Below are 21650 nucleotides of genomic sequence, written 5' to 3'. Positions count from 1 at the left end.
TTATCCCTGTTGTTGCGCTTGTTGTTGATGTTGCATGGCGCTTGGCCCAAGACGCGCGTACTTCTGCATCAGATAGACTTCCGCGATTAAAAACAGGGTGTAAAGTCCGAGGATAAGTCCCATTGAGAAGGCCAACTGGCCCGGCGTCAGCGCGGAGTGAGCGTACCAGGTCGGCAGAATGTCCTGAATCGCCCAGGGCTGACGGCCAAACTCCGTCATAAACCAACCGGCTTCAATGGCAATCCACGGTAACGGCAGGCTCCAGAGCGTCATACGCAATACCCAGCGATGCTGGTCGATACGCATTCGTAGCGTCTGTATCAACGCAATCAACATCACCACTAACAGCAGCGAACCGCAGCCGACCATAATACGGAAACTCCAGAACACCGGCGCCACCTGAGGAATAGCGCCACGCTGGGCCGCACGATACTGCCCCGGCGTCACATGGTTCATATCCGGGGCATATTTCGCCAGCAGAATGCCGTACCCCAGATCGCCCTCAACGGCGTGAAACGCATTCAGTACCTGCGGCGAGCGATTGCCTTGCGCTATCTCCTGCATGAGTAGCCAGGCCTCCCGGCCACGCTTCAGGCGCGGCAGAGTGTCGTCCATCAGGTTTTTTAACCCCGGAACCGGCGTATCCAGCGAATGGGTGGCCAGAATACCCAGCAGAGCGGGGATCTTCACGGCAAACGCATTACGCTCCTGTTCCTGCTGCGGCCAGGCAATCAGATGAAACGGCGCGGGCGCGGGTTCGGTTTGCCATTCGCCTTCCATCGCCGCCAGTTTCACCGGCTGAATTTGGGCGACCTCGTAGGCCGAACTGTCCCCCAGTTGCAGGGTTCCCAGAATGGCCAGGGTGCCGAATACTGAGCCGATAGCAAACGAGCGCAAGGCCACTTCACGCTCGCGGCCACGTAGCAGATACCAGGCGCTGATGGACATAATAAACATGGCGCCGGTGACATAACCGGACATGACGGTATGGACGAATTTCACCTGGCTCACCGGGTTAAAGACCAGATCGCTGAAGCTGCTCATTTCCATCCGTAATGTATCGATGTTGAAATGAGCGCCGGTAGGATGCTGCATCCAGCCATTGGCATTCAGAATCCATAATGCTGAAATATTGGAGCCGAAGGCCACCAGCCAGGTGACCAGCAGGTGTTGGTATTTATTCAGCCGCTGCCAGCCGAAAAAGAACAGGCCGACAAAAGTGGATTCGAGAAAGAAGGCCAGTAACGCTTCCATCGCCAGCGGCGCGCCGAAAATATCGCCCACATAGTTGGAATAGAGCGACCAGTTAGTCCCGAACTGAAACTCCATGGTCAGGCCGGTAGCCACACCGAGAGCAAAATTGATCCCGAAGAGCTTGCCCCAGAAACGCGTCATATCGCGGTAGACGGTTTTCCCCGTCACCACATAGATCGTCTCCATGACGGCCAGCAAAAAAATCAGCCCAAGCGTAAGAGGAACAAATAAAAAGTGATACAGCGCGGTCAGCGCAAACTGCCAGCGCGATAAGTCAATGACATCCCACATGCTAACTCCTGTAGGCAGAAAGAGAGTAAAAAGCTAATCAGTACCGGATACCGGTTACGTTCCTGTTGAGAGCGTTAGCGCGTCTCCAGCCATCGGCAGACTTCATCCAGGCGCTGGCGCGAATCGGCCAGATCTTCCGGGGCCGCCAGTACCAGCTCCGGCAAAGGACAAATCTCATAGCTATCGAGCAACGGCCCTTTAAGGGCGTCCAGACAGCGCACATGCCAGAGATGGCGCAATGCTGTGGCGTTGATTTGGCTTTCGCCATACCCGGAGATGCGAATCTGGATGTTCCCGTGTCCGCATAAACGCGCCAGAAAAAGACGATCGGCCTCGCTGAGCGGCAGTTGGGTCAAATTGATGCTGTGAGGTTGCAACGCCGGATCGCGTACGTGCGCCAATAACTCATGGGCCAGCGGCAGTCCATTCATCAGGCCAGCGACAGGCGGAGGCAGCAGAGAGTCGTCAGGCAGCGTATCGGCAGTCGCCGCTTGCCACAATGTCAGGGGCGCGCTACCCGCTTCCAGACGATCCGTCAGCAGGCGTCGGTTATGCAGATGGCGTACCCGCCACAGGCCGCAGAAGATGGTCTCCTGGATCTCGCTTTCACTCCCGTCCGGATGCTGAATGCGTACCGAGACTTCGCCTTCGCCCAATAGCGTATTGAGGAATGAGAGATCATCGGCATTCAGGGGAGATAACTCCCATCCCAGCACGTCGCCGACTTCCGGGATGCGCCGGGCAAGCTGACCTCGCAGATCGGTCAACAATGCCATCACCGCCGGGCTGTGAGCGCAGCGCTCCAGCGCCGCCATACTTGGGTCGCCATTGACCTGACAGGTGAGCGGTAAGGGATTCATCGAGAAACTGGCGTCATCAGGCTGCGTACCTGGCCCCAGCAGATGAAAAAAGGCGTTGCTCATTGTGCTATCTCCTGCGCTGCGGGAGTGTCAACCATCGAACGCATCAGCGTGAGCAGTTCAGCCCAGGGATGAATGCCGCTGAGCGCGCCGCGTAGCTCGCCGTCTGTAAAAACCAACGTCGCCGGAAACCGACGAACATTAAAGCGATCGCCGATAGCTTCGCTTTGTTCAAGGTCGGCCACCGCCACCTGCCAGTCAAACTGCGGGAACTCACGCAGGAGTTCGGCAATCATCACCGGGTTATCGCTGACTTCCGGCGTACGCCGCGGATCGCTACTTAACAGGATGACGCCATCTCCAACCAGTTTGATCCAGTCGTCTACCGTGGAAGCCTCTACCGGTTGCCATCCCCGGGTTAACAGGCGTTGCCATAGCGCAGAGAACGGGGTGTCATTCGCCACTTCTTTTGCCCTCCAGACGTGTCTGATACTGACGTATGCGCACTCCCTCATAATTTTCCATCGACAGGCATTTATAGTTCAGACAGCGTGCGACCTCATTTGCCTGCGGTACGATCCCCCAGGCGGCCAGTTGCTCCAGGGCGGCCTGTTCCGCCGCCGGTAGCTGGCTGCGAGCTATTTCGCTCAGGCTACCGCCGTAGTCGTCCAGTAGCGCCGGTTGCAGGCCGACCAGCGCAATGTGACAGGGCAGATGCCCGCGGATGTCGGCCAGCGCCAGAACTTCGGAAAAACTGTTTTGATGCAGGCTCATTTTTTTGGCGCTGAGATACGCGGGGATTTTCTCGCCGGCATAGGTTCGCAGGCTGCCCGGCGCCAGGCCATAATCGATCGCGTCAAGGAGCAGGAGATGGCTGGCTTGCTCTACATAACCTAACAGGTTTAGCCCTTGCGTACCGCCGTCCACAATTTCTACCTCTTCAGGCCAGTGATATCGGGCATACAAACGCTCCGCGACCCGGATACCGAATCCTTCATCGGCCCACAGCAGGTTTCCTAACCCCATCACCACTACGCGTTGCGCATTCATGAGGGCTCCTTGTCGTGCGGTTTGGGGAATTTGTGGCTGCGATAGCCATTGATCATGGTGGAGATCACCGTATCGTCGGACATAATGTCTTCCCGGATAGCGAGGTAAACGTGCCCGACGATGAAGGCGGCGATCAGCCACATGCCCAGTCGGTGCCAGCTGTGAATATCGATGGAGTTGCCGCCGGTCCAGTAGAAAAATTCAACTACATAGCGGAACGGCGCAAAGATGGCGTACTGGCTATGCTCGCCAAACAGAGCGAAACCGGTGAGGATCATAAATACCGACAACAGGAAATAGCCGAACATCGCGGCCTGCGCGACAGGGTTATGTCCGATGTCGCTCCCCGGTTTTTTCTCCAGAAACAGATACCAGCGGACCACGGAGAAAGCGCCTTGCCACCAACTGCGACGCCAGACCGGGACGATAAACAGCTCTCGCGAATAGCGGTTGCCGACACAGGCCCAATAAATTCGCCCCAGCAGTAACACGGTAAAGATCATCGCGGCGGCAAAGTGGATCAGCCGGATATAGCCCATGTAAAACAGATAGGTCGCCTCGCCACTCACCGACGGCAGCGGTCGGCCAATGAAGTAGCCTGTTACCATCAGTACCAACATGCAGGCCACCGTTAGCCAGTGCCACAGGCGTACCGGCGCTTCAAACACATAGTGGCTGACGGCAGTATCACGCGCCTCCCCGACGCGTGGAGATAGCTTTCCAGTCATCGTTCTTTTCCTTAACGCTTAGCGTACCTGGACGGCAATCAGTTCGCTGCCGTCGTCGCCGAGCACGTGGGTTGAACAGGCGAGGCAGGGGTCGAAGCTGTGCAGTGTCCTCAGGATTTCTAACGGTTGGTCGGGAATCGCCATTTGCGTTCCCATCAATGCCGCTTCATAGGCGCCGATCTGTTTTTTAGGATCGCGTGGGCTGGCGTTCCAGGTGGTGGGGACCACGCACTGATAGAGTTCAATCTTCTGATCGCGTATTGACGCCCAGTGTCCCAACGCTCCGCGAGGCGCTTCGGTAAAACCGATGCCGCGGCAGTGCTGCGGCCAACTGGCCGGTTCCCATTTCTCGGTATTGGCGGTGGCCAGGTCGCCGTTTTTCAGGTTGGTCATAAGCCTGTCGAAAAAATACTGCAGCTTACCGACGGCCCATTGCGCTTCGTGCGCGCGGCATAAAATACGACCAAGCGTAGACTGGATACCGGAGAGCGGCAGTTTAAGGGCGGACATCATGCGATCTACCGACTCTATGGTGGCGGCATCCCCTTTGTGGTACGCGATAAGCGTTCGGGCAAGCGGGCCGACTTCCATGGCATGACCCCGCCAGCGCGGCGCTTTAATCCAGGAGTAACGTTCCTGCTCGTTGAGCTGCTGGATATGCGTATCGCTGCCTTTGACATCACCCGGGTTGTACCAGGGATCGGTAATGCCGTCAAAAGGATGACGACCCAGCCGATCGTCCGGATAGCGGTACCAGGCGTGATCCACAAACTCCTGTATCTGCTGCGGATCGGCCAAATCTACCGGCATGACATTTTTAAAATCGCCATTGACCACCGCGCCGCCCGGCATTAACAGGCTTTGCTGGCTGAAGTCGTTGGCAATGTCCGGAAATGCGCCGTAACTCAGCACGCATTTATCCGACAGACCGGTGCCAATTTGACTCCATGCTTTATTGAACTGGCCGATAGCCAGCGCGTCCGGAACCATCACGTTGTTAATGAAGTCGGCGGTGCGGGTGATGATCGACTGCACCAGGTTGAGGCGCTCCATATTGATAGCCCCGACCGCGCCGCTTTGATCGAGATTGATCGCGCACGGCATCCCGCCGACGATCCAGTTAGGATGGGGGTTCTTACCGCCAAATATGGTATGGATTTTGACGATCTCGCGCTGGAAGTCGAGGGCTTCAAGATAGTGGGCAAAACCCATCAGATTAGCCTCTGGCGACAGTTTGTACTGTGGATGTCCCCAATAGCCGTTACGGAATATCCCAAGCTGGCCGCCATCGACAAATTTCTTCAATCGATTTTGTACGTCAAAGAAGTAGCCCGGCGATGACATCGGCCAGGCGGAAAGGCTTTGCGCCAACTGCGAGGTGGCGCGCGGATCGGCTTTCAGCGCATTCAGAACATCAATCCAGTCCATGCCGGCTAACTGATAAAAATGGACCAGATGATCGTGACACCACAACGTAGCCAGCATGATGTTACGTATAATATTGGCGTTATCCGGCACCTGGATACCAATCGCATCTTCGATAGCGTACACCGATGCCAGAGCATGTACCCCGGTACAGACACCACAAATACGTTCAACAAACGCCCAGGCGTCACGCGGGTCACGGCCTTGCAGAATGATCTCCAGCCCGCGGAACATTGTGCCGCAGGAAACGGCATTGGTAATGACGTTTTGCTCATCAATGTTCACTTCGCAGCGCATATGCCCTTCGATGCGGGTAATCGGGTCCACGATCAGACGACGGCCGGCGTCGTTAACGGTATAACCCTGGGTTTGATACTGGTTACTCATGCCTGTTTATCCTCATTGTCCGGCTGTTGTTCGGCTTGCGCTAACTGTTGTTTGTGGCGTTTACGTTGGTTGAGCGCGCTGGCGACAGCGTGACCGCCAACGCCCGCCGCGACCACGCCCAGCGCGGTCAGCCCCACCGTATCGGCGGTTGAATGGGTACCCATCTGGGGAATATCCACCACGCGGCTATAAAACGAGCCGCGATCCCAGAAACCATTTTCTGAACATCCCAGACATCCGTGACCGGACTGGATAGGAAAGGAGACGCCGTCATTCCAGCGTGTGGAGGAGCAGGCGTTATAGGTGGTTGGTCCTTTACAGCCCATCTTGTACAGGCAGTATCCCTTGCGGGCGGCGTCATCATCCCAGCTCTCGACAAATTCACCGGCGTCAAAATGGGCGCGGCGGTAGCATTTATCGTGGATACGCTGACCGTAGAACATTAGTGGACGGCCCATGCGATCGAGTTCCGGCAGACGATCAAACGTCACCATATAGGTGATAATGGCGCTCATGACATCCGGGATTGGCGGACATCCAGGGACCTTCACGATCGGCTTGTCGGTGATCACTTTATCGATAGGCGTTGCCTGGGTCGGATTGGGGCGGGCGGCCTGGACGCAACCCCAGGAAGCGCAGTTTCCCCAGGCAATAATAGCGCTGGCGCCCGCGGCGGCTTTCTTCAGTTTTTCAATAAACGGGCGACCGCCGCTGATACAGAACATCCCTTGTTCTCCTAACGGTGGATTGCCTTCCACCGCCAGAATGTATTTCCCGGCGTAGCGAGTGGTAATATCGTCAAAGACTTCTTCGGCCTGTGCGCCGGCGGCGGCCATCAGGGTGTCGTCATAATCGAGGGAAATCAGCGAGAGGATCACATCTTTGGCTAGCGGGTGCGAGGAACGGATAAAGGATTCGGTACAGCAGGTGCATTCCAGTCCATGAATCCAGACCACCGGAATCCGCGGTTTATTCTCCAGCGCCCAGGCGATCTTTGGCGTCATTCCGGCGCCCAGCCCCAGCGATGTGGCAGCAAGGCTACAGAATTTGAGAAAGCTGCGTCGGGTCACTCCCTTACGACGCATGGCTTGATAAAAGGTCTCCTCGTTATTCATAACGCGTATTTTTTCTCCTTTTTGCACCACGCTCCGCCAGGGGCATAAGGCGCTTTTGCGGGTCCGTTGACGTTCCGCCAGCAAGGCAAATCATTGTGTTACGCGCGAGCGCGGAAACGAGCCCGATTCACTTTGCACCGGCGTATATCGCCAGAAATAATGTGAAAAAAGCGTATCGGATTAACGATAAGAAACAATGTGAAGTGTGTGGGTATAGCTTATAGCGGTATATTTATACCCATTATCGGTTTTTCGGCGAAAGGGCCGTGGCGGGGAAGGACGGTTGAGCTTGTTCCAGGATGAGGTTTCAGCGAGTGACCTCGGGTAGATTTATCCTGGTCTCGCCATTTCAGGATACGTAAGTTGACGCAAAAGGAGGGAGGATTTGATGTCATCGTTAAAAGAAGCATACTTCGTGAAGATTTTTATATAAAATAGTGATGCTGGTTTTAAAGGAATGCAAAAAAGAGACCGTTTGAAAGAGGGCGTCCCATGAAAAATAACATCAGATTTGACTTGTCCGATTATTTGATTCATTTTTTTCGGGACGTTGATTTAGAGACCGGTAGCCATATTTATTTGCCTGAATACTGTGGTTTTAATAATCAGCACCACGCATGTTTCATTGATGCTAAATATTTACTTCGATTATCTTTACGCAGTCATAAAATTTTCTCGTCCTGGTCATACCGAAATGGGCAACGAACCGTATATGGTGACTCCCCGGTGGTATGCTTTACAGATATGCCGATTGCAGCTTATTTAGAAACTGGTGTTCGCCGATTAGAACGAAATGAAAAAATCGGTTTATATGCAATCGTTTTACCTAAAGAGCAAATGTTTAATTATGGGGCAAGGCCAGTAATATATGGGTTAGATCAGCATAACAATGCTCGATACTCGCAAGGCAGAAACGGGGAACGTATTCTTGATGAAACGGTTCTTCCTTTGATTGAACAATATAGATATGTTACTTATGTTCCAGGTAAGGTTGACTGGACACATGAACGCGAATGGCGATGGCCATATCGTGGCGATATTAAAAATTTCCTTAATCATATTAAAGAGTATGGTATTCCGGAAGACATTGAAAGCACCCCAGGGTTTGATTTTAAATCAAGCGAAATAAATGGTGCGGGAATAATAGTCCCATTTGTAGAAGATATCCCTACCGTAACTCACGATATTTTAACTTTAATTGACCGGGGTATCATTGGAAGAAATACTTTCAAATTCATTATAGCTGTAGAGAGTTTACAATCATGGACCCAGCTCTCGGAACCGGGCGCGTTACTGTCCTGTATTAATGATAATACTTTCGGATTTGAATCTTTTTTTGATTTATCTGCATCTAAAGTAAAAAATTATGCTGATTCTATCAATGATTATGTAAGTGAATTATATTCAAAAAAAGATTTTTTAAATGATAATTATGCAATGGAATTTGGAAATGCCTGGGTCTGGATTCATGATAACCAATCCCAGGTGGTACGGGCGTTACTGCAGGCTGGAATGATCAAGGTTAATAAAGAAGGGCGGTACTTATTAGATGTTAATTTGGCTTCTGTTGATTGGCCATTAAGAAGAAAAGAAGCTTTCGCAAGTCATGTTGCGGGATGGCTCAAACATCGTTTTGATATCGAAGCGGGAAGGTATTCCGTTCAGGGAAAAGATCATTATGATGCGATCCCAAGTTATGAGACGCCGCTAAAGGAACAGCATCCTTTTTATAATCATACAGTAAATGTCGACTGGTAATTAAGAAAAGAACTTACCCTGTTAGCTCTGCGTTAATTGAGCCTGTCAGCATGAGTTGAGATATTATGAAATAAAAAATCCACGCGGTTGCGTGGATTTTATGACTTTCTTTGCCTCTCATGAGGTTCAATGAAACCTCATGAGACAACAAATTTTATTTAGACGTTGAACAGGAAGTTCATTATATCGCCATCTTTAACGATGTAATCTTTGCCTTCCGCTCGCATCTTACCGGCTTCTTTCGCGCCTTGTTCACCTTTATAGGTAATAAAGTCGTCAAAGGCGATAGTTTGGGCGCGGATAAAGCCTTTTTCGAAGTCGGTATGGATTTTACCTGCCGCCTGCGGCGCGGTTGCGCCAACCGGAATGGTCCATGCGCGAACTTCTTTCACCCCGGCGGTAAAGTAGGTCTGGAGGTTCAGCAGGCGATAACCTGCGCGAATAACGCGGTTCAGCCCCGGTTCTTCCAGACCCAGTTCAGCCATAAATTCGTCGCGCTCGTCATCATCCAGCTCAGCAATATCAGCTTCGACGGCGGCACACACCGGAACCACGACCGAACCTTCTTTGGCGGCGATTTCGCGAACCTGGTCGAGATACGGGTTATTTTCAAAACCGTCTTCATTGACGTTAGCGATATACATCGTCGGCTTCAGCGTCAGGAAGCTTAAATAACGGATAGCCGCTTTATCTTCGTCCGTCAGGTCCAGCGAACGCAGCATCCCCGCTTCGGCCAGGTGCGGCAGGCATTTTTCCAGCGCGGCCAGTTCCGCTTTGGCGTCTTTATCGCCGCCTTTGGCTTTCTTCTGTACGCGATGAATAGCGCGCTCGCAGGTATCGAGGTCAGCCAGCGCCAGTTCGGTATTGATAACATCAATATCTTCTGCCGGATTTACTTTACCCGCCACGTGGATGATATTGTCGTTCTCAAAGCAGCGAACCACGTGACCGATAGCTTCGGTTTCACGGATATTGGTCAGGAACTGGTTACCCAACCCTTCGCCTTTGGACGCGCCTTTCACCAGACCGGCGATATCCACGAACTCCATCGTGGTTGGTAGAATGCGTTGCGGTTTAACAATCTCAGCCAACTGGTCCAGACGCGGATCGGGCATCGGCACGACACCGGTATTCGGTTCGATAGTGCAGAACGGAAAGTTTGCCGCTTCAATACCGGCTTTTGTCAGCGCGTTGAACAGGGTGGATTTCCCGACGTTGGGCAGACCGACGATACCGCATTTGAATCCCATGATTTAACTCACCTTAATATCTTAATAATCAACCTGTTATAGAAAACAGATTGCAGAAATGGAAATAACTTCGCCTATTATACACGGCGTGCGGCAAAAATGCCGCACATCACTGGTTATTGCGCCTTAAAGGTATGCAAACGGCTTGTTGCTTTGGCCAGACCCTCTTTGAACCACAATTCCGTACAGCGTGCCGCTTCGTCAATGGCCTCATCAATTAATTTTTGTTCAGAAACAGGGGGTTTACCCAGCACGAAACCAACAACTTTATTTTTATCGCCTGGATGACCAATTCCAACGCGCAAGCGGTGAAAGTTGGGATTATTGCCCAGCTTGCTGATGATGTCTTTCAGACCATTGTGGCCGCCGTGGCCGCCGCCAAGTTTAAATTTCGCGACGCCCGGAGGGAGATCCAACTCGTCGTGAGCGACCAGAATTTCGTCCGGCTGAATACGGTAAAAACTGGCCATTGCGCCAACTGCTTTACCACTGAGGTTCATGAACGTGGTGGGTACCAGCAGGCGAACATCTTCCCCTTCCAGCGTGATGCGTGAGGTATAGCCAAAGAATTTAGGCTCTTCACGCAATGGCGCACGCAGGCGCTCCGCCAGTAAATCGACGTACCATGCGCCTGCATTGTGTCGCGTCGCGGCATATTCCGCGCCGGGATTCGCCAGACCAACAATCAATTTAATTGCCACGTTTTTTGTCCTGAGTAGATCCATAACTGGCGCGTAGTTTACTGTCTGTCTGCCCGCTTGACAAAACACAGCGACACTCTGAAGTAAATTAAATAATTGCCAGCATTGATTATTAAAAATGTAAACTGTTCAGTGTGTTATTTGTAAAGTTTTGTTAAATGAAACTTTACATTTGTGATCACAGCCGCACTTACAAACGAAAGTGTTGTCTATACTTTACACATAAAGTTTAGGGGGATTTCCTAAAAACAACCCAAAAGTTCCGGAGGTGACATATGAAACGCAAAAACGCTTCGTTATTCGGTAACGTGCTGATGGGGTTGGGGCTGGTCGTGATGGTTGTCGGCGTGGGTTACTCTATTTTAAACCAACTGCCGCAGTTTAATTTGCCGCAATTTTTTGCGCATGGCGCAATACTGAGCATTTTTGTCGGTGCAGTTCTTTGGCTGGCGGGGGCTCGTGTAGGGGGGCATGAGCAGGTGAGCGACAAATATTGGTGGGTACGTCACTATGACAAACGTTGCCGCCGTAACGACAATCGTCGTCATAGCTAACCGGTTCAGGCCCGGTAAGCGTTATCGCCACCGGGCATTGTCCATTAACTGAGTAAATCCGCTAACGCCTCCGTCCTGTTCGGGAAGAAGGTCAGACGCCCAGGAATAGGTTTGATACCGGCACGCGCCATTGTGCGCAGCGGTTGGAACTCCAGGTTACTGATACGCAATTCGCAACCCTCCGGCAGACGCTTCACAAAACGCTGAAAAGCATCAAGCCCGCCTGCATCCAGTACTGGCACTGCGTCCCATTTCAGAACGACGATACGTTTGCCCTTAATACGTGACTCAAGGTCGGTAAACAGCCCTTCCGCCGCAGCGAAAAAGAGCGGCCCGATAACACGCAGCACCAGCACATCTTCAGGCACATCGACATTGACCGGCGCAAGTCGAGTCATTCGCGCAATACGGCGCATAAACAGCAGGGAAGCAAGGACAATCCCCACGCTGATGGCGATGACCATATCAAACAGAACCGTTAATGACATGCACAGCAGCATAACGATAATGTCGTCTTTCGGTGCATGGCGTAACAGATCCACCACTTTATGGGCTTCACTCATATTCCATGCCACCATCAGCAGTAGCGCCGCCATCGCGGAAAGCGGCAGCCAGGAGAGTAGCGGGGCTAAGACCAGTAGCGCCAGAATAACCAGGATAGCGTGAATTACCGCTGAGACGGGAGAGGTCGCGCCAGCGCGGACGTTGGCGGCAGAGCGGGCAATCGCGGCGGTGGCGGTGATGCCGCCAAAGAACGGCGCGACCATATTCCCCAGCCCCTGGCCGATAAGTTCGCTGTTAGCTTTATGTTTGGTGCCGGTCATGCCGTCCAGCACGACGGCGCAGAGCAATGATTCGATTGCCCCCAGCATTGCCATCGAGAAGGCCGCTGGCAGCAGCGCGCGCAGTGAGTCCCAGCTTAGCGTGAAATCGGAGCCAGGAAGACTCCACGGCAGCATCAGTTGCGGCAGGAGCTGCGGGATGCCGTTGCCCTGGGTGCCGTCAGCCAGAACGTAATGGAACTGTGAACCGATAGTCGCTACATTACCGCCCAGCAGATTAACGATCCCCATCACGGCGCAACCGGCCAGCAGCGCGGGAAGATGTCCCGGCAGACGAATACCGAGACGCGGCCAGAAAATCAACGTTCCCAGCGTCACCACGCCAATGGCGGCATCGCCAATATTGACGGTGGGCAACGCCATAAACAGCGCGCCGACTTTCTGCAAATAGTGCTCTGGCACATGGGCCATCTGCAGACCAAGAAAATCTTTAATCTGCATGGTACCGATGGTAATACCAATCCCTGAGGTAAAACCCAACGTGACCGACACCGGGATATATTCAATCAATCGCCCCAGTCTCGCCAGGCCGAAAAGGATCAGGAAGAAGCCCGACATCAGCGTGGCGACCAGTAGACCCGCCAGCCCAAACTGTTGCGACACCGGATACAAAATCACCACAAACGCGGCGGTAGGGCCGGAAACGCTAAAGCGCGAGCCGCCGGTTAGCGCGATCACGATCCCGGCGACAGCGGAGGTATAGAGGCCATACTGCGGCGCAACGCCACTGCCAATTGCCAGCGCCATCGCCAGCGGGATAGCAATAATCCCGACGGTGATCCCGGCTATCACATCACGGGTGAACCGGGAGGCGGTATATTTTTCTTTCCAGCAAGCATCGATGAGAGCGCGGAAAGGCATCACATGTGAGGAAAATAATTTGTTCACAATAATGTTTCATCCATGAGCGCATCATCTGTCAACTAAATGGCAGGTGAAGGAGGCATAAGTCATACAAAAGGGTGTTACAGACAAAAAAACCCGCCGCAGCGGGTTTCAGATCCGGGTTCGATCAATGCTCGAACATGGCGGAAATCGATTCTTCGTTGCTGATACGGCGAATCGCTTCGGCCAGCATACCTGACAGGGTCAAGGTACGCACGTTCGGCAGCGCTTTGATTTCGTCGGTCAGCGGAATGGTGTCGCAGACAACGACTTCATCAATAACGGAGTTGCGCAGGTTGTTTGCCGCATTGCCTGAGAAGATCGGGTGCGTCGCGTAGGCAAACACGCGTTTAGCGCCACGTTCTTTCAATGCTTCTGCTGCTTTGCACAGAGTACCGCCGGTATCGATCATATCATCAACCAGCACGCAGTCACGGCCAGCGACGTCGCCGATGATGTGCATCACCTGAGAAACGTTCGCGCGCGGACGACGTTTATCAATGATAGCCATATCGGTATCGTTCAGCAGCTTAGCGATAGCGCGGGCACGAACCACGCCGCCAATATCCGGAGAAACCACGATCGGGTTATCCAGATTCAGTTGCAGCATATCTTCGAGCAGGATTGGGCTACCGAACACGTTATCAACCGGAACGTCAAAGAAGCCCTGGATCTGTTCAGCATGCAGATCTACGGTGAGAACGCGGTCAACGCCGACGCTGGACAGGAAGTCAGCGACAACTTTTGCGGTAATCGGCACACGGGCGGAACGTACGCGACGGTCCTGACGTGCATAGCCAAAGTAGGGGATAACGGCGGTGATACGACCTGCGGAAGCACGACGCAGGGCATCAACCATAACGACCAATTCCATCAGGTTGTCGTTGGTTGGGGCACAAGTGGACTGGATGATGAAAATATCACCACCGCGTACATTTTCGTTGATTTGTACGCTGACTTCGCCGTCGCTAAAGCGACCTACGGCGGCGTCGCCGAGAGAAGTGTACAGGCGGTTGGCAATACGTTGTGCTAGTTCCGGGGTGGCGTTACCAGCAAAAAGCTTCATATCAGGCACGAGAAGAACCTCAGGCATGCGTCCATTGGTGGAAAAGATTTGCCGAAAACTGTGCGGGCCAGGCAAAATCCTATCCAGGCGGTGTATTAAAGAGCGCGATGCAACGTCTGGAACAAGGTGACGTTGTCACCGAAGCTCAGCTTGCCCGGCTTACTCGTCTTCATTCACGTTTCATGTGCGCTGGTATCGATGCCTCACACCGGTCAAATACGGCATATATGACCGGCGACTCGTCATTTCGCCATCTTCCTGAAACCCGAATGCGTTAGAGTAACTCTCGATGCAATGGGGAGAGGTTGACACCCTTCGCCACAAAAGCATTGAGCCATTCCGGGGCTTGCTCAAGCACCTGGCGAGCACAAGACTCTGTATCGAATTCAGCAAAGACACAGGCCCCTGTCCCAGTCAGGCGCGACGGCGCGTATTCTAACAGCCAGGAAAGCGCCGCATCAACCTCGCGAAAACGTTTTCTTGCGATAACCTCGCAATCATTGCTGAATTCACATTTTAGTAACGTATCTATTGACCTTTTTGGCGTATTACGCGGCAATTGAGGATCTTTAAAGATAACCGGTGTGGGAATGCTTACGCCAGGGTGCGCGACCAGATACCATTTTTCCGGCGGATTCACCGGCGTTAATATTTCGCCTACGCCTTCGGCAAACGCGGCATGGCCGCGGACAAACACTGGAACATCCGCGCCGAGCGTCAGGCCGAGCGTCGCCAGTTCATCAATGGAAAGCCCGCATTGCCAAAGATGATTGAGCGCCACCAGAACGGTCGCGGCGTTAGATGAGCCGCCGCCCAGACCGCCGCCCATGGGAAGGCGCTTCTCAATGCTGATATCCGCACCGCTTCCGACGGGCAGGCGTCCACTCTCCGAGGCGGCTTTCATCAACAACCGCGCGGCGCGGACGATCAGATTGTCTTCATTTTCAACGCCGGTAACCGGCGTTAATAAATGGATTTCGCCATCGTGACGCGGTTCGATGTGGAGTGTGTCGCCATAATCCAGAAACTGAAACAGCGTCTGCAGCGTGTGGTAGCCGTCTGCACGCTGTCCGGTGATATATAAAAACAGATTTAATTTTGCCGGAGAGGGCCAATGGGTCATCATTTCACAATCCAGTTATCCATTTTCAGCTTAATGCGCTGACTGCCGTCTGAAAGCTCCATATTGGCAGGCATGGCAGGCTGCGTTTTGCTGTCATAGCCACCGTAAACCACTTTCCAGTTTTTACCATCCTGGCGGTAGTTCACTTCGCTCAGGCGGTACTGGTCGTCCAGTTTGTAGTCGGTGGCATCGCCAGGCAGGCCGAGGATCCACTGCCGCAGGCTGTTTAACGGAATCGGCATCCCGGTGAGTTTGCCGATCATCTCTTCGGCGTCATCGGCGGTATAACGCTGGCCTTTGTTATCCACCAACTGGACGTTGCCCGGCTGGGCGTTAAGCTCCAGCTCGGTGCTGCCCAGCGGGTTGGTAAGCAGCAGGCGGTAGCGATCCTGTCCGGTCTGTTGCCAGAAGAAGCGCGCATAGACTTTCTGATCATCTGAGATGTAAGCAAAGGCGCCGCGCGTCTGGTATTGATTCAGATGACGCACCTCTTGCTGATGCTGGCGCCACTGAGGGGAATCCGGGCTCTTGCCCGGGCCTTCATGCCCAGGAAGCGTACAGGCGGTGAGAACCAGGCTTGCTAACGGCAGTAGACGAATCAGGCGAAAATCGGGCAGGGTCATAGTGATGACGAATCCTTGTGATACGGTGCAATAATTGCCTGATGGCGTTACGCTTATCAGGCCTGAAAACTGAACCTGCAGGCTGTAAAAACGTTCGCGCCGCGATTCGGCAAATTTTTGCTATCGGTTACAGTTATAGCCTTTAATGCTAGCGCCGCCTGGTGACATCGTCTACTTTCAAGTTGTCTTAAATCATCAAATTAGCGAGCGCTGCCAATTACTCCAAAAGGGGGCTCTCTCTTTTATTGACCACGCGCATCCTGTATGATGCAAGCAGACTAACCATATCAACGCTGGTACTACTCCCGCAGACATGACCCTTTTAGCGCTCGGTATTAACCATAAAACGGCACCTGTATCGCTGCGAGAACGCGTAACGTTTTCGCCGGACACGCTTGATCAGGCGCTGGACAGCCTGCTTGCGCAGCCAATGGTGCAGGGCGGGGTCGTGCTGTCAACTTGTAACCGTACAGAGTTGTATTTGAGCGTGGAAGAGCAGGATAACCTGCAGGAAGCGCTGATCCGCTGGTTATGCGATTACCATAACCTGAACGAGGACGATCTGCGCAACAGTCTGTACTGGCATCAGGACAATGACGCCGTCAGCCACCTGATGCGCGTCGCCAGCGGTCTGGATTCACTGGTGCTGGGCGAACCGCAAATCCTCGGTCAGGTGAAAAAAGCGTTTGCGGATTCGCAAAAAGGCCACCTTAACGCCAGCGCGCTGGAGCGAATGTTTCAGAAGTCTTTTTCCGTCGCCAAGCGAGTGCGGACTGAAACCGATATCGGCGCCAGCGCCGTCTCCGTCGCGTTTGCCGCCTGTACGCTCGCCCGCCAAATCTTCGAATCGCTCTCGACGGTCACTGTACTGTTAGTTGGCGCGGGCGAAACCATTGAACTGGTGGCGCGTCACCTGCGCGAGCATAAAGTACAAAAGATGATTATCGCCAACCGAACCCGCGAGCGCGCGCAAGCCCTGGCGGATGAAGTAGGCGCTGAGGTTATCTCGCTCAGCGATATCGACGCCCGTTTGCAGGATGCCGATATTATCATCAGTTCGACCGCCAGCCCGCTGCCGATTATCGGTAAAGGCATGGTGGAGCGCGCATTAAAAAGCCGTCGCAACCAGCCGATGCTGCTGGTGGATATCGCCGTACCGCGCGACGTTGAGCCGGAAGTCGGCAAACTGGCGAACGCTTATCTTTATAGCGTCGATGATTTACAGAGCATCATTTCGCATAATCTGGCGCAGCGTCAGGCTGCGGCGGTAGAAGCGGAAACGATTGTTGAGCAGGAAGCCAGCGAGTTTATGGCCTGGCTACGCGCCCAGGGGGCCAGCGAGACCATTCGGGAATACCGTAGTCAGTCGGAGCAGATTCGTGACGAACTGACTACCAAAGCGCTGTCGGCCCTTCAACAGGGCGGTGATGCGCAAGCCATCTTGCAGGATCTGGCATGGAAACTGACCAACCGCCTGATTCATGCGCCAACGAAATCACTTCAACAGGCTGCCCGTGACGGGGATGACGAACGCCTGAATATTCTGCGCGACAGCCTCGGGCTGGAGTAGCAGCACACACCACACTTTTTTACAGGGTGAATTTACGCCTATGAAGCCTTCTATCGTTGCCAAACTGGAAGCCCTGCACGAACGCCATGAGGAAGTTCAGGCGTTGCTGGGCGATGCGGGAATTATCGCCGACCAGGACCGCTTTCGCGCATTGTCGCGCGAATATGCGCAATTAAGCGACGTTTCTCGCTGTTTTACGGACTGGCAACAGGTTCAGGACGATATCGAGACGGCTCAGATGATGCTCGACGATCCTGAAATGCGAGAAATGGCGCAGGAAGAACTGCGCGAAGCGAAAGAAAAAAGCGAACAACTGGAGCAACAGTTACAGGTACTGCTGCTGCCGAAAGATCCGGACGATGAACGAAACGCGTTCCTTGAGGTTCGCGCCGGCACCGGCGGCGATGAAGCCGCGCTGTTTGCCGGCGATCTGTTCCGCATGTACAGCCGTTATGCCGAATCGCGCCGCTGGCGCGTGGAGATCATGAGCATGAGCGAAGGCGAGCATGGCGGTTATAAAGAGATCATCGCCAAAATCAGCGGCGACGGCGTGTATGGCCGACTGAAATTTGAGTCCGGCGGACACCGCGTACAGCGTGTTCCGGCGACCGAGTCGCAGGGGCGTATCCATACCTCCGCCTGTACCGTCGCCGTGATGCCGGAGCTGCCGGAAGCCGAGCTGCCGGATATTAACCCGGCGGATCTGCGCATTGATACGTTTCGTTCTTCCGGCGCGGGCGGTCAGCACGTTAACACCACCGACTCCGCTATCCGTATTACCCACTTGCCGACCGGCATCGTGGTGGAATGCCAGGACGAGCGTTCGCAGCATAAAAACAAAGCGAAAGCGCTCTCGGTGCTCGGGGCGCGTATTCACGCCGCCGAAACGGCAAAACGCCAGCAGGCCGAGGCGTCAACGCGCCGCAACCTGCTTGGCAGCGGCGATCGCAGCGATCGTAACCGGACCTATAATTTCCCGCAGGGGCGCGTGACCGATCATCGTATTAATCTGACGTTATATCGCCTTGATGAAACGATGGAAGGTAAGTTGGATATGCTGATTGAGCCGATTGTTCAGGAACATCAGGCTGACCTGTTAGCCGCGTTGTCCGAGCAGGAATAATGGATTTTCAGCACTGGCTGCATGAGGCGGTAAACCAGCTCCGGGACAGCGACAGCCCCCGGCGCGACGCCGAGATCCTGCTTGAGTACGTTACGGGCAAGGGGCGGACGTATATCATGGCCTTTGGCGAAACGCCGCTTACTGACGTCCAGCAACAACAGCTCGCGGATCTGCTGCAGCGGCGTAAACAGGGCGAACCCATTGCGTACCTGACGGGCTTACGCGAATTCTGGTCGCTGCCGCTCTTCGTTTCTCCCGCCACGCTAATCCCGCGCCCGGATACCGAATGTCTGGTGGAACAGGCGTTGGCGCGATTGCCGGTCAAAACCTGTCGTATTCTGGATTTAGGCACCGGAACTGGCGCGATTGCGCTGGCGCTGGCCTGCGAGCGACCGGATTGTGAGGTGACTGCGGTCGATCGTATGCCTGATGCGGTTGCGCTGGCGATACGCAACGCGGAACATTTGGCTATCCGGAATGTGCGTATACTGCAAAGTTGTTGGTTCAGCGCGCTATCGGGGCAGCAGTTCGACATGATTGTCAGCAATCCGCCCTACATTGACGCGCAGGACCCGCACCTTAGCGAAGGCGATGTACGCTTTGAACCGCGCTCGGCGTTGGTGGCGGACGAAAACGGTATGGCGGATCTTACGCATATTATCGATAACGCCCGCCAGATGTTAACGCCCGGCGGCTTCCTGCTGCTGGAACACGGTTGGCAGCAAGGCGAAGCGGTAAGAGCGGTTTTCAGGCGGTCTGGTTACTCGGATGTAGAAACGTGTCGTGATTATGGCGGTAATGAACGCGTGACCTGCGGACGTTTTACGCCATGACAATTGCGATGCTGCTCACGCTTCATCTTATCTGTGTTGCGCTCTCCGTCAGTTTGTTTGTCGCTCGTTACTGGTGGCGCTATTGCGGCCATGCGTTGGCCGCCGCGCGCTGGACACGAATCGTGCCTCCCGTCATAGATACCCTGTTACTGCTTAGCGGTATTGGGTTAATCGTTAAAACGCACATCCTGCCATTCACGGAGTCGGGCTCATGGCTGACTGAAAAACTGTTTGGCGTTATCATCTACATCGTTTTGGGTTTTATTGCGCTTGATTATCGTCAGGCGCGCAGCCAGCAGGCGCGTTTTATCGCTTTCCCGCTGGCGCTGGTGGTGCTGTACATCATCATTAAACTCGCCACCACAAAAATACCGTTACTGGGGTAAGTCATGAGGTCGTTAGCTGATTTCGAATTTAACAATGCGCCGCTGTGTGATGGCATGATCCTGGCATCAGAGATGATTCGCCTGGATTTTCCCACGCAGTTTGTCTACGACGAACTGGAACGTCTGGTCAGTCTGGCGCAGGAAGAAATTAGCCAGCTCCTGTCTCAGGATGAGCAACTGGAAAAATTGCTGGCACTTTTTTACGGCGAGTGGGGGTTCACGGATTCCCGCGGCGTCTACCGTCTTTCTGATGCTTTATGGCTCGATAAAGTCCTGAAAAAACGCCAGGGTAGCGCGGTATCGTTGGGCGCTATTTTATTATGGATAGCAAACCGTCTTGATTTGCCGTTGGTGCCCGTTATCTTCCCAACGCAGTTGATTTTGCGTATTGAATCGCTGGAAGGGGAAATGTGGCTGATTAACCCGTTCAACGGTGAAACGCTTGATGAACATACTCTGGAAGTCTGGTTAAAAGGCAATATTAGTCCGGTCGCCGAGTTGTTTAATGAAGATTTGGACGAAGCGGATAACGCCGAAGTGATTCGTAAGCTACTGGATACGCTGAAATCCTCGCTGATGGAGGAACGGCAAATGGAGCTGGCGCTGCGCGTTAGCGAAGCATTGTTGCAATTTAACCCGGAAGATCCTTACGAAATCCGTGACCGCGGGTTGATCTACGCGCAGCTTGAGTGTGAACACGTTGCGCTGACTGATTTAAGCTACTTCGTTGAACAGTGTCCGGAAGACCCGATCAGCGAAATGATTCGTGCGCAGATCAACACCATTGCGCACAAGCAAATTGTTCTACATTAATTAACCGACATTTTACCTATAAGTGTAAGGCGATCCTATGAAACAAAAAGTGGTTAACATTGGCGACATTAAGGTGGCAAATGACCTGCCGTTTGTGCTGTTTGGCGGTATGAACGTGTTGGAGTCACGCGATCTGGCAATGCGCATTTGTGAGCACTACGTAACCGTTACCCAGAAGCTGGGTATTCCTTACGTGTTCAAGGCCTCTTTTGATAAAGCCAACCGTTCCTCTATTCACTCTTACCGTGGGCCGGGTCTGGAAGAAGGGATGAAAATCTTCCAGGAACTCAAGCAGACATTTGGCGTAAAAGTGATCACTGACGTCCACGAAGCCAGCCAGGCGCAGCCTGTGGCTGATGTGGTTGACGTGATTCAGCTCCCGGCGTTTCTGGCGCGCCAGACCGACCTGGTGGAAGCGATGGCGAAAACCGGCGCTGTGATTAACGTGAAAAAGCCGCAGTTCGTAAGCCCAGGTCAGATGGGCAATATCGTGGATAAGTTCCATGAGGGCGGCAACGATAAGGTGATTCTGTGCGACCGCGGCGCGAACTTCGGTTATGACAACCTGGTGGTAGATATGCTGGGCTTTAGCGTGATGAAAAAGGTCTCCGGCAACTCGCCGGTGATTTTCGACGTTACCCACGCGCTGCAATGCCGCGACCCATTTGGCGCCGCCTCTGGCGGTCGTCGTGGTCAGGTGACCGAGCTGGCGCGCGCCGGTATGGCTGTCGGTCTGGCGGGCCTGTTCCTGGAGTCGCATCCGGACCCGGCTAACGCGAAGTGCGACGGTCCTTCCGCGCTGCCGCTGGCGAAACTGGAGCAGTTCCTGACCCAGATAAAAGCGATTGATGATTTGGTGAAAAGCTTCGACGAGCTGGATACCGAGAACTGATTGCGGTTTTTAGCTTGTGTAGGCCGGATAAGATACTATCCGGCTTTTTTGTCTATGGAAAACCCCCAGCTAGGCTGGGGGTTCCGGAAAGCTTTCAGCTTTAAGCCAGTTATTAAAACCC

Annotated in this window: 21 protein-coding genes; 8 read left to right on the top strand and 13 right to left on the bottom strand. The window is 53.6% G+C overall.

From position 1 onward, the window contains the following. From appC to hyaA, 7 genes are all read right to left on the bottom strand, one after another. Complete coding sequence (gene appC, locus NA624_RS15775) at positions 1–1545, bottom strand: cytochrome bd-II oxidase subunit 1 (protein ID WP_000263603.1); 1545 nt, start codon at positions 1543–1545, stop codon at positions 1–3. Positions 1546–1619: 74 nt separating this feature from the next. After that, complete coding sequence (locus NA624_RS15770) at positions 1620–2468, bottom strand: hydrogenase expression/formation protein (protein WP_000063377.1); 849 nt, start codon at positions 2466–2468, stop codon at positions 1620–1622. Beyond that, positions 2465–2869: a hydrogenase-1 operon protein HyaE gene (gene hyaE / locus NA624_RS15765; protein WP_001262569.1), complete on the bottom strand. Its 405-nt coding sequence runs from the start codon at positions 2867–2869 to the stop codon at positions 2465–2467. The genes NA624_RS15770 and hyaE overlap by 4 nt, the downstream gene beginning before the upstream one ends. Next, entirely contained in the window at positions 2859–3455 is a 597-nt protein-coding gene (gene hyaD / locus NA624_RS15760) for a hydrogenase 1 maturation protease (protein WP_000993804.1), read from the bottom strand. The genes hyaE and hyaD overlap by 11 nt, the downstream gene beginning before the upstream one ends. Then, complete coding sequence (hyaC, locus tag NA624_RS15755) at positions 3452–4183, bottom strand: Ni/Fe-hydrogenase b-type cytochrome subunit (protein ID WP_000147031.1); 732 nt, start codon at positions 4181–4183, stop codon at positions 3452–3454. Before hyaC ends, hyaD begins: the two co-directional genes overlap by 4 nt. An 18-nt stretch (positions 4184–4201) precedes the next feature. Next, positions 4202–5995 (bottom strand): Ni/Fe-hydrogenase large subunit, encoded by a 1794-nt coding sequence (gene hyaB, locus NA624_RS15750; RefSeq protein ID WP_000070982.1) that lies wholly within the window; start codon positions 5993–5995, stop codon positions 4202–4204. Continuing rightward, entirely contained in the window at positions 5992–7110 is a 1119-nt protein-coding gene (gene hyaA, locus NA624_RS15745) for a hydrogenase 1 small subunit (RefSeq protein ID WP_001058312.1), read from the bottom strand. The genes hyaB and hyaA overlap by 4 nt, the downstream gene beginning before the upstream one ends. Positions 7111–7602: 492 nt before the next feature. On the opposite strand from hyaA, the gene NA624_RS15740 reads away from it, so the two are divergent. Beyond that, the gene (locus tag NA624_RS15740; RefSeq protein ID WP_000794380.1) at positions 7603–8868 is read left to right on the top strand and encodes a DUF4427 domain-containing protein; all 1266 of its coding nucleotides are present in this window, start codon (positions 7603–7605) and stop codon (positions 8866–8868) included. Positions 8869–9026: 158 nt separating this feature from the next. Here the strand turns inward: NA624_RS15740 and ychF are convergent, their stop codons facing one another. Beyond that, positions 9027–10118: a redox-regulated ATPase YchF gene (ychF, locus tag NA624_RS15735; protein ID WP_000505850.1), complete on the bottom strand. Its 1092-nt coding sequence runs from the start codon at positions 10116–10118 to the stop codon at positions 9027–9029. Between the two features lie 116 nt (positions 10119–10234). Beyond that, positions 10235–10819, bottom strand: a complete 585-nt coding sequence (gene pth, locus NA624_RS15730) for an aminoacyl-tRNA hydrolase (RefSeq protein ID WP_000985595.1) — start codon at positions 10817–10819, stop codon at positions 10235–10237. 275 nt (positions 10820–11094) lie between these two features. On the opposite strand from pth, the gene ychH reads away from it, so the two are divergent. Then, complete coding sequence (gene ychH / locus NA624_RS15725; RefSeq protein WP_000823878.1) at positions 11095–11373, top strand: stress-induced protein YchH; 279 nt, start codon at positions 11095–11097, stop codon at positions 11371–11373. Between the two features lie 44 nt (positions 11374–11417). Here the strand turns inward: ychH and dauA are convergent, their stop codons facing one another. From dauA to lolB, 4 genes are all read right to left on the bottom strand, one after another. Next, positions 11418–13103: a C4-dicarboxylic acid transporter DauA gene (dauA, locus tag NA624_RS15720; RefSeq protein ID WP_001037188.1), complete on the bottom strand. Its 1686-nt coding sequence runs from the start codon at positions 13101–13103 to the stop codon at positions 11418–11420. Between the two features lie 124 nt (positions 13104–13227). Continuing rightward, a complete protein-coding gene (gene prs, locus NA624_RS15715) occupies positions 13228–14175 on the bottom strand; it encodes a ribose-phosphate diphosphokinase (RefSeq protein WP_001518537.1) in 948 nt (315 codons plus the stop codon). Positions 14176–14440: 265 nt separating this feature from the next. After that, positions 14441–15292 carry a 4-(cytidine 5'-diphospho)-2-C-methyl-D-erythritol kinase gene (ispE, locus tag NA624_RS15710; protein WP_000988251.1) on the bottom strand — a complete coding sequence of 284 codons (852 nt, stop codon included), beginning with the start codon at positions 15290–15292 and terminating at the stop codon, positions 14441–14443. After that, positions 15289–15912: a lipoprotein insertase outer membrane protein LolB gene (gene lolB, locus NA624_RS15705; protein ID WP_000174481.1), complete on the bottom strand. Its 624-nt coding sequence runs from the start codon at positions 15910–15912 to the stop codon at positions 15289–15291. The genes ispE and lolB overlap by 4 nt, the downstream gene beginning before the upstream one ends. A gap of 313 nt (positions 15913–16225) precedes the next feature. Between lolB and hemA the strand changes: the two genes are divergently transcribed. The 6 genes from hemA to kdsA are packed head-to-tail and all read left to right on the top strand — an operon-like array spanning position 16226 to position 21529. Continuing rightward, on the top strand, positions 16226–17482 hold the full coding sequence (gene hemA / locus NA624_RS15700) for a glutamyl-tRNA reductase (RefSeq protein ID WP_000173208.1): 1257 nt from the start codon (positions 16226–16228) through the stop codon (positions 17480–17482). Positions 17483–17522: 40 nt separating this feature from the next. Next, complete coding sequence (gene prfA, locus NA624_RS15695) at positions 17523–18605, top strand: peptide chain release factor 1 (protein ID WP_000804708.1); 1083 nt, start codon at positions 17523–17525, stop codon at positions 18603–18605. Then, positions 18605–19438 (top strand): peptide chain release factor N(5)-glutamine methyltransferase, encoded by an 834-nt coding sequence (prmC, locus tag NA624_RS15690; RefSeq protein ID WP_000347310.1) that lies wholly within the window; start codon positions 18605–18607, stop codon positions 19436–19438. Before prfA ends, prmC begins: the two co-directional genes overlap by 1 nt. Continuing rightward, positions 19435–19824 (top strand): invasion regulator SirB2, encoded by a 390-nt coding sequence (gene sirB2, locus NA624_RS15685; RefSeq protein WP_000150667.1) that lies wholly within the window; start codon positions 19435–19437, stop codon positions 19822–19824. The genes prmC and sirB2 overlap by 4 nt, the downstream gene beginning before the upstream one ends. 3 nt (positions 19825–19827) lie before the next feature. Then, complete coding sequence (sirB1, locus tag NA624_RS15680; protein ID WP_001257065.1) at positions 19828–20637, top strand: invasion regulator SirB1; 810 nt, start codon at positions 19828–19830, stop codon at positions 20635–20637. Positions 20638–20674: 37 nt separating this feature from the next. Continuing rightward, a complete protein-coding gene (gene kdsA, locus NA624_RS15675) occupies positions 20675–21529 on the top strand; it encodes a 3-deoxy-8-phosphooctulonate synthase (RefSeq protein WP_000811046.1) in 855 nt (284 codons plus the stop codon). The last annotated feature ends 121 nt before the right edge of the window (positions 21530–21650 follow it).

This window comes from Salmonella sp. NW38 (assembly GCF_051807745.1).
Lineage (GTDB): Bacteria > Pseudomonadota > Gammaproteobacteria > Enterobacterales > Enterobacteriaceae > Salmonella > Salmonella enterica.
The sequence above is the reverse complement of the archived record's forward strand: the minus strand, read 5'-3'. Positions and strand labels throughout refer to the sequence as shown.

Coding starts and splice junctions, on each gene's coding strand:
- appC (WP_000263603.1), bottom strand. CDS start 1,545: ATGTGGGATGTCATTGACTTATCGCGCTGGCAGTTTGCGCTGACCGCG.
- NA624_RS15770 (WP_000063377.1), bottom strand. CDS start 2,468: ATGAGCAACGCCTTTTTTCATCTGCTGGGGCCAGGTACGCAGCCTGAT.
- hyaD (WP_000993804.1), bottom strand. CDS start 3,455: ATGAATGCGCAACGCGTAGTGGTGATGGGGTTAGGAAACCTGCTGTGG.
- hyaC (WP_000147031.1), bottom strand. CDS start 4,183: ATGACTGGAAAGCTATCTCCACGCGTCGGGGAGGCGCGTGATACTGCC.
- hyaB (WP_000070982.1), bottom strand. CDS start 5,995: ATGAGTAACCAGTATCAAACCCAGGGTTATACCGTTAACGACGCCGGC.
- hyaA (WP_001058312.1), bottom strand. CDS start 7,110: ATGAATAACGAGGAGACCTTTTATCAAGCCATGCGTCGTAAGGGAGTG.
- NA624_RS15740 (WP_000794380.1), top strand. CDS start 7,603: ATGAAAAATAACATCAGATTTGACTTGTCCGATTATTTGATTCATTTT.
- ychF (WP_000505850.1), bottom strand. CDS start 10,118: ATGGGATTCAAATGCGGTATCGTCGGTCTGCCCAACGTCGGGAAATCC.
- ychH (WP_000823878.1), top strand. CDS start 11,095: ATGAAACGCAAAAACGCTTCGTTATTCGGTAACGTGCTGATGGGGTTG.
- ispE (WP_000988251.1), bottom strand. CDS start 15,292: ATGATGACCCATTGGCCCTCTCCGGCAAAATTAAATCTGTTTTTATAT.
- lolB (WP_000174481.1), bottom strand. CDS start 15,912: ATGACCCTGCCCGATTTTCGCCTGATTCGTCTACTGCCGTTAGCAAGC.
- hemA (WP_000173208.1), top strand. CDS start 16,226: ATGACCCTTTTAGCGCTCGGTATTAACCATAAAACGGCACCTGTATCG.
- prfA (WP_000804708.1), top strand. CDS start 17,523: ATGAAGCCTTCTATCGTTGCCAAACTGGAAGCCCTGCACGAACGCCAT.
- prmC (WP_000347310.1), top strand. CDS start 18,605: ATGGATTTTCAGCACTGGCTGCATGAGGCGGTAAACCAGCTCCGGGAC.
- sirB2 (WP_000150667.1), top strand. CDS start 19,435: ATGACAATTGCGATGCTGCTCACGCTTCATCTTATCTGTGTTGCGCTC.
- sirB1 (WP_001257065.1), top strand. CDS start 19,828: ATGAGGTCGTTAGCTGATTTCGAATTTAACAATGCGCCGCTGTGTGAT.
- kdsA (WP_000811046.1), top strand. CDS start 20,675: ATGAAACAAAAAGTGGTTAACATTGGCGACATTAAGGTGGCAAATGAC.